A 14333-nucleotide genomic window follows, 5' to 3' on the forward strand; every position below is an offset into this window, starting at 1 on the left:
AGCATAAATATTTGTTACTTAAGAAAATGAAACTACACTTGAAAAAACTACTCTTTGCTATGCTCTGCCTGTGTTCTGCCGTCGCGATGGCTCAGAACAAGGTGCTTGTCTATTCTCCCGATCCGTCAGCTGGTCTCCATGTGGCCCTACAGGAAAAACAAGGATGGAAACATCTGGGCCAATTGTGTGGCAGCGATTACGGCACGTGGGGTCCCGAGAAAAAGATGCATCATCCCACCATTTGTCGCGCCGATGATGGAACGTGGCGACTGGTTTTTCAAGTAAACAACGTGACACCTTGTGTTGCGGTGGCCTATGGTCGCGATCTGGTGACCTGGCGCCCGCAGGACTATCCCCGCATGCAGACCAAGAACTGTCTGGAACCAGTGGTGCGCGCCGCTGGCAAGAACTTCGAGATACAGTATGTGAGCGAGGGTAAGCACTATCGTGTGAAGGCCGAGGCCGACTTCCGTCATTTCTCTAAGGAAGAACTGCTGGCAGACCATGAGCTGTTTAAGGTGGAGCGCACCAGCGCTTCGGTGGATGGCAAGAAGGTGGATGGCCAGGTGTTCGACCTGAACGATGCCGAACTGCTCGCCGTTCGTGAGCATTTCACCAACTTATCCATCGATGGCGGTTTGTCGGCAGAACGCATGTACGACGATGCTAAGACCTTTGAAAAAGTGCTGGACAAGGACGATCCCACCGTCTTCGGTATCCTCGATGTGGATCTGCGCAAGGAGAAAACCATCAGCGACAAACTGATAGGCATCTTCTTCGAGGACATCAGCTATGCTGCCGACGGCGGCCTTTACGCTGAACTGGTGCAGAATCGCGACTTCGAATACTCAGGAAAAGACCGTCGAGGCTGGCATGCCACCACCGCTTGGCACGCCTCTGAGCCTATCCGCATAGCCACCACCTACCCGCTTTCGGCCCAGAATCCCCACTATGCCATCCTACAAAGCGACACCATCGTGAACGAAGGATGGGACGGCATCGCCGTGGAGCAAGGAAAGAAGTACGACTTCTCGATGTTCATCCGCGGTCAGAAGTTGTTCCAGATAGCCCTGTTGGCAGAAGACGGCAGCGTGATAGCCCGCTCAGAGTTGAAGTCAAAGACCATCGACTGGCAGCGCTACGAAACCACCCTGGTGGCTCAGACCACCTGTAAGAAGGCCCGTCTGGCCGTCATCCCTATGGGAAAAGACGAGGTGGCCGTGGATATGATCTCGCTGTTCCCCCGCGATACGTTCAAGGGGCGCAAGAACGGTCTGCGCAAAGACCTGGCCGAAACCATCGCAGCCCTGCATCCTAAGTTCGTTCGTTTCCCCGGTGGATGCATGAGCCACGGTCAGGGTCTGGACAACATCTACCACTGGAACCACACCGTGGGCCCGCTGGAGAACCGCACGCCCGACATGAACATCTGGAACTACCACCAGACACGCGGCCTGGGCTTCTACGAATACTTCCAGTTCTGCGAGGATATCGGTGCCGAACCGCTGCCTGTTTTGGCAGCAGGTGTGCCCTGTCAGAACTCCGCCAACAACGCCGAAGGCTTCGGTGGTCAACAGGGTGGCATCCCCATGGCCGACATGCCAGCCTACATTGACGAGCTCTGTCACTTGATAGAGTGGGCCAATGGCAATCCCTCTACCAACAAATGGGCCAAGATGCGTGCCGATGCCGGTCATCCGAAGCCCTTCAACCTGAAGTATCTGGGCATTGGCAACGAAGACATCATCTCTACGGTCTTTGAGGAACGCTACGAGATGATCTGCAAAGCCATGCGCGTGTTGCATCCCGAAATTAAGATTTGTGGCACGGTAGGTCCCTTCCACTATCCCTCAGCCGACTATATCGAGGGCTGGGATTTTGCCAAAAAGCATCCTGACTACCAGTACATGACCGACGAGCATTACTATGAATCCACCGGTTGGTTTATGTATCATCGTGACTATTACGACAACTACGACCGCAAGGCACCCAAGGTGTATCTGGGCGAGTGGGCCGCATCTACCAAGGTGAAGCGCCCCAACCTGGAGACGGCCCTGGCCGAAGCGCTCTACCTCACCGACATCGAACGCAATGGAGATGTGGTCGAAATGACGTCTTATGCCCCCATGCTGTGCAAGGACGGTCATTCAAACTGGAATCCCAACATGATTTACTTCGACAACACCACCGTGCGCACCACCCCAGCCTACGAGGTGCAGCGCCTGTTCTCTGTGTGCAGTGGCGACCGCTACATCAGCAGTACGCTGAAGCTGGACAATCAGGATCTCGACTATCGTGTGGGAGCCAGCGTGGTGCGCGACTCTAAGACTGGCAACCGCTACCTGAAGTTGGTCAACGCACTGCCCGCCACCCTGAAACTCACGGTGAAAGGCATCAAGATTCCGCAGAACGCCAAGTGCTATCAGTTCACAGGCAAGGATGTGGAAGACCAGCAGGCCAAGGCCGAGTATATGGAGGTGGCCGACCCTACCATCCTGCCACCTTATAGCTTTAGAATCATCAAACTATAACTTTAGAACAAGAAAAGTATAACTTTACGACAAGAAAACAATAACTATACGATATGAAAACAGCTACTTTACTAACAGTAAACCTACTGCTTGCTGCAGCGACAGCAAGCGCACAAGTCAACATTAATATCGACGTCCAGCAGCGTGGACCCAAGATCAGTCCTACACACTATGGTATCTTCTTCGAGGATATCAACCATGCTGCCGACGGAGGACTCTACGCAGAACTGATCCGCAACCGTTCTTTCGAGGACGGACCAAAGTATGGCGCACCTGCCGATATGCAGGCATGGTGTGTGGATGCGACGTATCCTTCTGAGATGACGGCTAAACTGATTCAACCTACGAAGAAGGTGAAGCTGCTCAATGCAGCACAGCACAATGCTTTGGAACTGAATATCAAGGCTACTGCCGAGGCTCCTGCCTGTCTGGTGAATGAGGGCTACTGGGGCATCAATGCGGTGCAAGGCCGCACCTACCGCCTCTCTTTCTTTGCAAAGGGAAAGTATAAGGGTGGTATCAAAGCCGTGCTGACCGATCGTCAGGGTCGTGAGGTGTATGCAGAGACAGCTGTTGAGGCTGTGATAGGAAAGGATTGGAAGAAATATACTGCCACACTTCAGGCTCATGCCAACGATCCCAAGGCGCAGTTCGCACTGGTATTCGATGGTGTAGGCACAGTAGATATCGACGTGGTGAGCCTTTTCCCACCCACTTTCAAGAACCGTGAGAATGGCATGCGTCCCGACCTGGCCAACATGCTTTGGCAGATGCATCCCAAATTCATGCGCTTCCCTGGTGGTTGTTTCGTGGAAGGACAGGAGAACCCCGAGAATGCCTTCCACTGGGAAAAAACCATCGGTCCCATCGAGGAACGCGAAGGCCACTGGAACGTGAACTGGGGATACCGCACCACTGACGGCCTGGGCTTCCACGAGTATCTGCAGTTGGCAGAGGACTTGGGCGCAAAACCTCTCTATGTGGTAAATGTTGGTCTTTGGCACGGAGGTTTGACGCCTGTAGAGGATATCCAACCTTGGATTGATGAGTGCCTCTCTGCCTTGGAATATGCGAATGGCGATGTCACCACCAAATATGGTGCACTGCGTGCCAAGAACGGTCACCCGGCTCCCTTCAATATCGAGTATCTGGAGATAGGCAACGAGAACAACCAGCCAGACCAGCGTCAACAGAGCGATCGCTACTATGAGCGCTACGATAAGTTCCGCAAGGTGCTGCGCCAGAAATATCCCAACATCAAGCTGATTGGCAACGTGGTGGCCTGGGGCGACGACAATCCTAAATGGGAAAGCGACCTCGAGGTGGACCTGCTCGACGAGCACTACTACCGCAATCCTGCCTGGTTCTCTGACGCCTTCCGCAAATACGACAGCTACGACCGCAAGGGTCCGAAGATCTACGTCGGTGAGTATGCCGTGACCAGTGGCTTCGGCGACCTGGGTAATATGAATGCCGCACTTGGCGAGGCCGTTTATATGATGGGTATCGAGAACAACAGCGACATGGTGCCCCTGAACTCTTACGCCCCTATCTTCGTCAACGAGAACGATGCCAAGTGGCGTCCCGACATGATTCGTTTCAACTCCAGTCGCGTGATGGGCACACCGTCTTACTACGTACAGATGCTGATGCCTCAGAACATTGGCACACAGGTGGTGAAGGTAGCACAGGAGAACCCTTACGAAGCACAGCGACTGAAGGCGTCTGTTACGCCAAAGAAGAGTCGTGCTGGTTTCGCTACATGGCTCACAAAGGCTACTTTCAAGAATGATGACGAACTGGAATGCATCAGTGGAAACTGGAAACAGGCTGGCGATGAGTCTAGTCAGTTCAGCATGCGTGAGCAGTGTGTAGCCATTAGTAAGAAGGTGGTAGATGGCGACCATTACACATTGAAGTTCCGTGCTCGCAAGGATAGTGGCCGTGAAGGCTTCATGATTGTCTTCAACTACGTGAATCCGCAGAACTACTGCTGGCTGAACTTTGGTGGTTGGGGTAACACCCAGCACGGCATAGAGCAAATCTCTGGCGGTGGAAAGATGCAGGTTGCCACCAAACGTGGCAGCGTGGAGGAAGGTCGTTGGTATGATATCACCCTCAAGGTGGCTGGCGACAACGTGAAGGCTTGGCTCGACGACGAGCTCGTTTTCGACACCATGCTGAAGCACGACACATCGAAGGGTCTCTTCTCTTCGGCCACCATCGACGACCAGACAGGCGAACTCATCGTGAAAGTGGTAAACACCAGCGACGAGGCTACCACAGCAGCGCTCAACCTGAGTCATTTCAATGCCAAGTGTGCACGCGTGATTCGCCTGGCAGCCAACGATGGAATGGACGAAAACACGCTGCAGCAACCCACTAATATTCATCCTGTAGAGCAGATTCTCTCGCCTGAAAGCGCAAAGAAAGTGCTGGTAGAAATTCCTGCATACTCTCTCAATATCATCCGACTCAAACAGTAATAATCTTATATAGTATGTGCTTATGAATATCAGAAAGATGATGCTGCTGGCCGTTCTCTTTGTGGCGGGCCAGATGCAAGCTCAGGAAGAGCTGAAGGTATGTGGACAGAACGTTCAGAACTATTTCATGACGTTGGATCGTGGACGTACTGATCCTACGAACGCAACATGGTCGTCGCCTAATAGTTTTTATAACACAGCAGAGGGTTTCAATAAGAAGACTTCTATGTTGATTAGTGCCTTGGCTCCATTGCAGGCTGATATCTATGCTTTCAACGAGGTGGAGTGCAAACCAGAGGTACTTCCTTATCTGGCCCAGAAGATGGGTGAGGCAAATGGTTATACCTATGCAGCTGTAGCTGATGGTTTGGATTACGACACGAGTGATCCCGACAATGCCAGTGGTGTGATCAAGTCTGGTTATATCTATCGTACTGATAAGGTGAAGACCTATGGCGAGAACAAATCGGCAGCTATAGGATACAGTTATATATATCCTAACCAGATGCGTATTCAGACTTTCGAGTGCATACAGTCTGGCGAGCGTTTCACTTTGACAATGAATCATTTTAAAGCTGGTAGCACAGAAGATGATATGAGCAAGCGTATAACCAATATGGGAGCTTTGCTTCAGGCTTTCAGCTTGGCGCTCGACCCCGATATCCTGGTGATGGGCGACTTGAATAGTCAGATGGGTGAAGAGTGTTTGAACATGCTGGTGAATGCCGGTTATGAAGAGCAGATTCTGAAGTATGACCCCACTGGCGCTAATGTCTATTCGCACTGCTATGGTGGTGGTGAACTCATTGACCACGTCTTCGCGAATGCTTCGATGGCTGCTCAAGTGACAGCTGCTCAGGTTTATCATATTGCCAACTATTGTTCTTTGAGCGATGAAGACAAGGCATATTCAGACCACGATCCTTATATGGTAACACTGAGCCTAGATAAGGACGCCTATAAGCCAGACCTTATCTACTACACTAAGGCTACCAGCGTAAGCACAGACAAAGAGTATCTGATGGTATGCGACTTGAATGGCGGCTTGAAGGCTGCCAAGCCTGTACCTGCGGGTAAGGATTATGATTATCTCTACACAGAGTCTGTTACTGAAGAGAATGGTGCTATCGCCCTCGCAGAATGCCATTTCGCTTTCACCTTTGAGGATGCAGGCAACAATACCTATTATGTAAAAGATGCTAATGGGCGTTATGTCTATCAGAATGCTAATGGCAGCAGCTACTATACCACAGTTGCTGTATCCACCGACAAGTCATTGGCTCAGCCTTTCAGCGTTACACTGCAAGGCGACGGTACCTTTAAGATCCTGAACACAGTGAGCAACTGCTATTTCCAGGGAATGGTTTACAACAGTACCACTCCTGAGTTTGCTCTCTACGATCAGGCACGTAACTTCCGTTACATGCCCTGGCTCTATGAGAAGAGCGATGGCAAGCCAACTTCTTCTATCACAGAGATTCCTTCATTCAGTCAGCAGAGCATGACCATCTATGACCTGCAAGGCCGTAAGGTTAGTACGACGCTGAAGTCTGGCCTTTATATCATGAATGGAAAGAAGGTATTGGTGAAGTAAGGACGATTACTTGTCGAATATAAAACAGGTGCAAAGTTTGGCAGATTGAAAGATTCTGCTTAACTTTGCACTTGTTTTGTTATGTTTATGAAAGAACAGAGGCTGAAACGGATCTTAGCAGCACGCTTGTTGTTGGCAGTGTTCCTGCCCATGTTGCTGCTGACATCTCTCCACAGGCACGACTTCGCGCAATTATCGCACGAAGACTGTGAAGCTTGTGTGAACCATGTCTCGCACTCAGGCCACCTGTCAACGGCAGCCTTCTCGCTGCACGACTGTGTCATCTGTCAGTTTACCGGCATCAGTTATGTCGTAGCTGCGGCTGTTATGCTGGCTGTTCTTGGCTGTGCTGTCTTTCGTTTTCATGCTGTCACCAGTGTTGCCTGCGTGGTGCGGGTTGTCAATAGGTGGCAGGGTAGGGCGCCCCCGTGTTGTTTCTGAACCATTCATGAGACTTTATTTTAATTCAGAAACAACAAACAACAAAACGATGAACAGAAAAACTATTTTCCTGTCATTGTTGTGCTATGGTGCAACGATGACAGCTCAGAATGCATCCGACTCTTCGGACGTGTTCTATAAGCACTTGAAACTAAACGAACTGACGGTAACAGGCGTTACCGGACAAACCAAGCTGCGCGATATGCCAGCACCCGTAACGCTGATACGTTCGAAGGAACTGCGTGCCTCTGTAGGTACGAACATCATCGATGTGGTGAGCCATCAGCCTGGTATGGCACAGTTGACAACAGGCAGCGGCATCTCAAAACCCATCATCCGCGGTCTGGGTTATAACCGTGTGCTGGTGGTCAACGACGGTGTTCGTCAGGAAGGTCAGCAGTGGGGCGATGAACATGGACTGGAGGTTGACGACCAGGCAGTCAGTTCTGTTGAGATACTGAAGGGTCCTGCCTCGCTGATGTATGGCTCCGATGCAATGGCTGGTGTCCTCATCCTGCATAGTGCGCCTACACTGAGCGAAGGACATATGCGTGGTAGCGTCACTTCTGGCTACCAGACCAACAATGGTATGTTTGACTATTCGCTCAACTTTGCCGGCAATCAACAGGGCTATGTGTGGAATGTGCGCTACAGTGAGAAACTGGCTCACGAATATAAGAATCCCGTTGATGGCTATGTTCCCGGCACACAGTTGCACGATCGGGCTGCCTCTCTCTTGTTGGGCATTAACCGCGAGTGGGGACATTCACACCTGAAGTGGGATGTGTTCCATCTTACGCCCAGTATGGCGGAAGGAGAACGTGACCCATTGACTGGTGAGTTGGAGCATGAATACAACCTGAAAACTTATCACAAGGCGTTGCCTTTCCAACAGGTGAAGCACTATAAGGCCACCTGGGACAACGCGCTGAACCTGGGAAAGGGTGAACTGAAGACCATCATTGCCTATCAACAGAACAAGCGTCAGGAGTTTGAGGACAGCAGTGTTGATCCAGAACTGTATTTCCGCCTGCACACCCTGACGGGTGATGTGCGCTGGGTGCAGAATATTGACGACTATAAAGTGGCTGCAGGCGTGGCCACCATGTATCAGAAGTCTGAGAACCTGGCTGAGGAAGCACTGATACCAGCCTACCATCTTTTCGACATCGGTGGTTATGGAACCGTACAGAAAACCATTGGCCAGTGGACCATGAGTGGTGGCCTGCGTGCAGATAATCGTCACATCCACGACTATGGCAACTTCAGCGGATTTACGGGAAGTATTGGTTCGGTGTATCGCGTTATAGAGACTGCCGACCGCTCGTTGAACCTCCGTTTGAACATGGCGCGTGGCTTCCGTGCGCCGAACATGAGTGAACTGGGTAGTGATGGTGTGCATGAAGGTACCATCCGCTATGAGGTTGGTAATAAAGATCTGAAGTCGGAGTACAGTTGGCAGGGTGACCTTGGCATAGACTACGAAGGTCAGATGGTATCGGCACAGTTGAGCCTGTTTGTGAATCGCATCGAGAACTATATCTTTGCTCACCGCATCCCGCTGGTAATGGATCCTGCCTATAATACCTATAGCTACACGCAGGGTGATGCTGTGCTGAAGGGTTTCGAGACTCGTGTTGATTTCCACCCCATTCACCGCATCCATTTTGCCAACTCCTTCTCGTATGTTGATGGCCGACAGCTCCACCAGCCTAAATCCTCACGCTACCTGCCTATGATGCCGGCTCCCCGCTGGACTTCAGAGTTGAAGTATGAGATTACGCACTACGAGCACCATTTCACCAATAGCTACGTGGCTGTGGGTATGGATTGCTTCTTAGAGCAGAATCATTTCTACGAGGCTGACGACACGGAGACGCGCACACCCAGCTATACCTTGTTTAATATTAGTGCAGGTACAGACCTGAAGTTGGGCGGGAAAAAGGTGGCTGAGCTCTATCTCACGGCGCAGAACCTCTTCAACCGTGCTTATCAGAATCACCTGAGCAGACTGAAATATACCGATGTCAACGTGGTAACGGGACATCAGGGCATCTATAACATGGGACGTAACATTACCTTCAAGGTGGTGGTGCCCATCTTTATGTAATAACAGGAATGGAAGCAAGCGAATTGTTTCAGATATGTGCAGAACTGGCTATGACCGACCCTTCGGGGCCGGCCATACGTCAGATGCATGAGCTGTTGGTCCTTGCTTCTGCCGAAGGGTGTCGACAGCAGGGTGGTACCTTTGGTAACCTTTTCTCACAGATAGACTGGGTTTGCAAGCAGTTGCATGTCAGTCGTGCAGAGACACAGGCCATCCAGACGGCTCGTCGCCATTCCAATCAGTCGGAACCACTTGCTGCCGACGACTGGCTTTACGACCTGCGGACTGTGGCTCGTTACATCTCCCGCGTCTTTGTGGCCGATGTGCCTGGTTCGTTGCTTCGCCTGCTGCCTGCCAACGGCAAGCCGCAGTCTGAGCATTTGAAGGTCAACAAACTGTATATCCGTTGCATTGTACGTTCGTTTGACGACTATGTCATCGTGGCTGATGCCGATGAGGGTGAACTCCACATAGACTATGGCAATACAGAGGATGGTCGCGACTTCGGCTATCTGAAAAAGGTGCTGCGCGAGGGTATGCAGCTCAACTTGCTGGATTGTCATGGCGATGCACAGGTCATAACGCCTCAGGTCATTGTCGTTGAGCCCGATTTTCTATTGGATATCTCTTCACTGGCTGCCTGTTTCACTGCCTATGGCCATCACCCATTGCTTTATACCGTCAACCGGTTGAAGCCGCAGTCCAACACGCAAGCCACTCTCTTGGGAAACTTCGCAGGTACGGCGCTCGATGATGTTATCCATCATCCCGACGTCACCTTGCAACAGTCCTTGCAGCGTTCCTATCGAGAGCAGGCCGACCGCATTCGTGCTTGTGAGGACTTCGATCAGGAGAAGTTTGAACAGGCGGCAGCCCTACAGATGCAGAACATCCGCGAGGCGGTGGCGGTGTTGGCACCACAACAGGCTTTGCTCGAGCCTTCGTTCATTTGTGAGCGACTGGGATTGCAGGGACGAGTCGACCTGATGACTGCCGACATGCAGTTGCTGGTGGAACAGAAGTCGGGCAAAAACATGAAGATAGAGTATCAGAGCCACGATGCCCACGGCATGCAGTTGGAGAACCACTACGTGCAACTGTTGCTCTATTATGGTATTTTGCGCTATAACTTCGGCAAGAGCGACCGTCAGGTGGACACCCGCCTGCTCTATTCCCGCTATCCCGCAGCCAAAGGTCTGGTAGTGGTCAACTATTATCGCACCTTGTTTCGTGAGGCCATCCGCCTGCGCAACCAGATTGTTGCCACCGAACTGCTTATCGCCCGCGATGGCTTCGGACGCATCCTGCCGCTGCTGAATGCCGATATTATCTATAAAGGTGTGCCGCAGGATGGCTTCTTCCATCGTTTTGTGGCGCCCTCGTTACAAAACCTCAACTCTCAACTGTCGTCTCTCAATGCTTTGGAACGTGCCTACTTTGAGCGCATGATGACCTTTGTCTATCGCGAGCAGCAGTGTCAGAAGTTGGGCGTGGTGGAAGGACAGGGTGGCGCCACCAGCGATCTTTGGCAGATGCCCTTGAGTGAGAAGCGCGAAACGGGTAATATCTATACTGACCTCACCGTTGTTGATCGTCAGCGTTCCTGCGATGATGGCGGTTTCGATGTGATTACCCTGCAATTGTCTGGTGAAGCCATTCATGCACCCATCAACTTCCGTGTGGGCGATATGGTCTATCTTTATCAGTACAAGGCGGAGCCCGATGTGCGAGAGAGCATTCTCTATAAGGGTGTGTTGCAGGACATCAAGAATGGTGTACTGGTTGTCCTCCTGAACGATGGACAGCAGAATCCCGATATCTTCCCCGTCTCATCTACTCATTGGGCTATCGAACATGGCGGCAGCGATGTGGGAACCAATAGTCAGATACGTGGTCTTTATCAGTTTGTGATAGCTCCCGTTCATCGCAGACAGTTGCTCTTAGGGCAGCGAGAGCCCATAGCTGATGCCTCGTTGTTGCTCTCTACAAGTTATCATCCGCACTATGATGATATTCTGTTGCGTGCTAAGCAGGCTCGTGACTATTTCCTGTTGGTAGGTCCTCCGGGTACAGGCAAAACCTCGATGGCCCTGCGCTTCATGGTGGAAGAGGAACTCTCGAGTACTTCTTCGTCCTCCATTCTCCTCATGGCTTATACCAACCGTGCCGTTGACGAGATTCGTGCCATGCTTCAGGATGCCGGACTGGCAGACGAGGAGCGTATCGTCACGGGCACCACATCGATGATGCAAGCCCGTCCGTTCCTGATGGCAGGGCGCCATTTCTCTCTGGCTATCATCGATGAGGCATCACAAATTCTCGAACCCAGTATTATTGGTCTGCTGAGTAACGTAGATATCGACCGCTTTGTGATGATAGGTGACCATAAGCAGTTGCCTGCCGTGGTGCAACAGACGGCCGAACAGGCTGCCGTTGATAGTGAGGAACTGCGTGGCATAGGCATCAGCGATTGTCGTCAGTCGCTTTTTGAGCGCCTCTATCGCTGGGAGTGCTCTCAAGGTCGCACGCAGTTTATTGGCACGCTGAACCATCAGGGGCGCATGCACCCCGAGGTGGCACAGTTCCCGTCAGCGATGTTCTACACCCGTGAGCAGTTACAGCCTGTGCCCTTGAAGCATCAGCTGGAGGGCTCGCTTGACTATGACCTACCTGCTGAAGATGCGCTCGACGAGCTGTTGAAGGAGCGCCGCATGCTCTTTCTGCCAGTGGTTCCTCAACATCCTTTCAGTTCGCCCAAGTCGAATACCGACGAAGCACAGTTGGTGGCCGATCTGCTGCATCGCATCCGCCGGTTCTATGGCAATCGCTTTGATGTCAAGAAGACCGTAGGCATCATTGTGCCCTACCGCAACCAAATAGCAGCTATTCGTCAGGCCATAGGCGATGATGAGGCCTTTGCCGATGTTACCATCGATACTGTGGAGCGCTATCAGGGTTCGCAGCGTGAGGTTATTATCTATTCGTTTACGGTAAGTCGTCGTTATCAGCTGGACTTCCTTACCAACAACAGCTATACCGATGTGGATGGCAGTTTGGTGGATCGCAAGTTGAATGTAGCGTTGACGCGTGCCCGCCGGCAAATGCTCATGGTGGGTAATCCCAACATTCTGCAGGCTAATCCCCTTTTCGCCCAGCTTATTGCGAGATTTTCTTAGAATTGTTTTGCGGGAACGAAAGTTTTTCGTACTTTTGTCCACGATTGTAAAACTATTAAACCAATTACTATTATGAAGAAAATCAGTTTGAAGGTAGCTGCTATCTTGCTTTCAGGTTCATTCCTGTGCAGCTCTTGTATCGGTTCTTTCAGTCTTTTCAATGGTTATGAAAAGTGGCAGTGCAACATGACAAGCAACAAGTTTGTGAATGGTATTGTAGGTCTGATTCTTCAGCCTATCGTTGCTCCTATTTGCTGCTTCGTTGATGCTGTAGTGCTGAACACCATCGAGTTCTGGACCGGTAGCAATCCTATGGCAGTGAACACCATCCAGCAGGTAAAGGGACAGGACGGTCGCTTCTATGCTGTGAAGACCCTGAAGAATGGTTATGAGATCAAGGCTCCTACCGGCGAGGTGACCTACTTCATCCACAACGATAAGGACGACTCTTGGTCTATGCAGCAGAACGGCATCACCAAGGAACTTTTCCGCTTCAATGCCGACGGTACCATCGAGGCTGTGCTCCAGAATGGTGAGAAGATTACTGTGACCAACGATGAGGCTGGTCTGCAGAAAGTACAGGAAGCAGTCTATACCGACAACTTCTTTGCACTCCGATAAGACAACTTTTACGTAGCAATACTTTGTGGGTTTAAAATAAATTATAGCTATAATTCTCGCAATTATAGCTATAATTTGTTTAATAATAGCTATAATTTTTTCTGGCAGAAAAATCCTTTTCTGATGATTTCTTTAAAATAATAAAGGAAAAGTGAATGGCATATTTGCTTATTGCAAGACTATATAATGCTCTCTGAATTGTTAAATTATGCTTTCAGAAGCAAGAAATCTGTGTCGTAATTTGGTTTATGTTATAAACTTATTTATATTTGCATCGCAATCCGGATGAATTGTGCCTTGTCCTTCCTTTCTGCAGGAGGAAAGATGGGGCGCAAATGAGAGTTAATCAACATTTTCTAAAGTCATTAAAAACAAAAAATCAATGAATGAATACATGGAATTGACTGCAGAGCGTAGTCTGGAAATAATCGCAGAACAGATTGCTCAAAGTCGCAAGACGGTATCTAAACATGTAGGCCAGGCGCTTTTTGTATCAGGCCTCTATACGATGGGGATGGCCGTTGTAGTAGCAATCATCAATATTATTGCGGGAAGCAATGGTTTTAATCCCTTGGGACACCTCTTATGGTTCTTGTTGCCAGTTGTCATTTGGCTGGCTATACGTAATATACATAAAGAAGAAGTTCCCGTAAGTCTCGTGGGGAGGTTGGTTGGAAAAACTTGGTGGACATTTGCTTTCTTTGCACTTGGAGTCTTTCTCTTTGGCAATATCTGGAATATTGTCATGGGACATATATGCCCTCCTGATAGATATCGTGTTGCCTATATCTCAATATCGTCTGTTATCGTATTGCTAATGTCAATGGCTACAAGTATAACAGGTCATATTCTGAAAAGTCGTTGGCTGGTGTGGTTTGGTATCATTGCTGGCTTGCTTGTTGGTGTTGGTGATTCTATTGGTGTCTTTGTAATGCTCATAGATTATTTTTCTTCACCATTGACTGTTGGCTATTGGTATTCCGTCCGACCATGCCCAACTATATTTTTCTTTGCACTTATTGGCCTGACGCTCCCAGGCTGGATGCTTATAAAACAAAAATAGCCTATGCCGTTCCAACCATTAGATCCATTGTTGCATGCAGAGTTGCGACTGGCTGTGATGTCGCTACTTATCAGTGCCGAAGAAGCCGAGTTTACTTATATCAAGGAGCAGACAGGAGCTACGGCAGGTAATCTGAGTGTGCAGGTGGACAAACTTTCAGAGGCGGGCTATATTGAAGTGGAAAAGACCTTTAAGGGCAAGCGTCCTTGTACCATCTGTCGCATTACGGACAATGGTATAAAGGCTTTCGAGACTTATGTTAAAGCACTCAGAGGATATCTGAAGGTTAGCAGAAAATAGTATAAAAGGTT

Annotated in this window: 9 protein-coding genes; all 9 read left to right on the top strand. The window is 50.2% G+C overall.

Annotation, left to right across the window (positions count from 1 at the left end; all coding sequences use genetic code 11):
• The first annotated feature begins 26 nt into the window (after window positions 1–26).
• The 9 genes from T496_RS0102310 (at window position 27) to T496_RS0102350 (ending at window position 14322) form a co-directional block, all read left to right on the top strand.
• Window positions 27–2531, top strand: a complete 2505-nt coding sequence (locus T496_RS0102310) for an alpha-L-arabinofuranosidase C-terminal domain-containing protein (RefSeq protein WP_197018917.1) — start codon at window positions 27–29, stop codon at window positions 2529–2531.
• A gap of 53 nt (window positions 2532–2584) precedes the next feature.
• Window positions 2585–5017, top strand: coding sequence for an alpha-L-arabinofuranosidase C-terminal domain-containing protein (locus tag T496_RS0102315; RefSeq protein WP_044110466.1), 2433 nt, complete (start codon window positions 2585–2587; stop codon window positions 5015–5017).
• A gap of 22 nt (window positions 5018–5039) precedes the next feature.
• Entirely contained in the window at window positions 5040–6611 is a 1572-nt protein-coding gene (locus tag T496_RS0102320) for a hypothetical protein (RefSeq protein WP_027449321.1), read from the top strand.
• 81 nt (window positions 6612–6692) lie between these two features.
• Entirely contained in the window at window positions 6693–7052 is a 360-nt protein-coding gene (locus T496_RS14825; RefSeq protein WP_231477981.1) for a hypothetical protein, read from the top strand.
• Window positions 7053–7101: 49 nt separating this feature from the next.
• Window positions 7102–9162, top strand: coding sequence for a TonB-dependent receptor plug domain-containing protein (locus tag T496_RS13250; protein ID WP_231477982.1), 2061 nt, complete (start codon window positions 7102–7104; stop codon window positions 9160–9162).
• 8 nt (window positions 9163–9170) lie between these two features.
• Window positions 9171–12338: a DEAD/DEAH box helicase gene (locus T496_RS0102335; protein WP_044110470.1), complete on the top strand. Its 3168-nt coding sequence runs from the start codon at window positions 9171–9173 to the stop codon at window positions 12336–12338.
• A 72-nt stretch (window positions 12339–12410) separates the two neighbouring features.
• Window positions 12411–12959, top strand: a complete 549-nt coding sequence (locus T496_RS0102340) for a DUF3332 domain-containing protein (protein WP_027449324.1) — start codon at window positions 12411–12413, stop codon at window positions 12957–12959.
• A gap of 382 nt (window positions 12960–13341) precedes the next feature.
• Window positions 13342–14022: a hypothetical protein gene (locus T496_RS0102345; RefSeq protein ID WP_027449325.1), complete on the top strand. Its 681-nt coding sequence runs from the start codon at window positions 13342–13344 to the stop codon at window positions 14020–14022.
• A 3-nt stretch (window positions 14023–14025) separates the two neighbouring features.
• A complete protein-coding gene (locus tag T496_RS0102350) occupies window positions 14026–14322 on the top strand; it encodes a winged helix-turn-helix domain-containing protein (protein ID WP_027449326.1) in 297 nt (98 codons plus the stop codon).
• Window positions 14323–14333: the final 11 nt, after the last annotated feature.

Origin of the sequence: Xylanibacter brevis P6B11, assembly GCF_000621825.1 — a bacterium.
Taxonomy (GTDB): Bacteria; Bacteroidota; Bacteroidia; order Bacteroidales; family Bacteroidaceae; genus Prevotella; species Prevotella brevis.

Excerpts from the sequence above, each read along its gene's own strand:
- T496_RS14825 (WP_231477981.1), top strand. The coding sequence starts at position 6,693 with ATGTTTATGAAAGAACAGAGGCTGAAACGGATCTTAGCAGCACGCTTG.
- T496_RS0102340 (WP_027449324.1), top strand. The coding sequence starts at position 12,411 with ATGAAGAAAATCAGTTTGAAGGTAGCTGCTATCTTGCTTTCAGGTTCA.
- T496_RS13250 (WP_231477982.1), top strand. The coding sequence starts at position 7,102 with ATGAACAGAAAAACTATTTTCCTGTCATTGTTGTGCTATGGTGCAACG.
- T496_RS0102310 (WP_197018917.1), top strand. The coding sequence starts at position 27 with ATGAAACTACACTTGAAAAAACTACTCTTTGCTATGCTCTGCCTGTGT.
- T496_RS0102320 (WP_027449321.1), top strand. The coding sequence starts at position 5,040 with ATGAATATCAGAAAGATGATGCTGCTGGCCGTTCTCTTTGTGGCGGGC.
- T496_RS0102335 (WP_044110470.1), top strand. The coding sequence starts at position 9,171 with ATGGAAGCAAGCGAATTGTTTCAGATATGTGCAGAACTGGCTATGACC.
- T496_RS0102350 (WP_027449326.1), top strand. The coding sequence starts at position 14,026 with ATGCCGTTCCAACCATTAGATCCATTGTTGCATGCAGAGTTGCGACTG.
- T496_RS0102315 (WP_044110466.1), top strand. The coding sequence starts at position 2,585 with ATGAAAACAGCTACTTTACTAACAGTAAACCTACTGCTTGCTGCAGCG.
- T496_RS0102345 (WP_027449325.1), top strand. The coding sequence starts at position 13,342 with ATGAATGAATACATGGAATTGACTGCAGAGCGTAGTCTGGAAATAATC.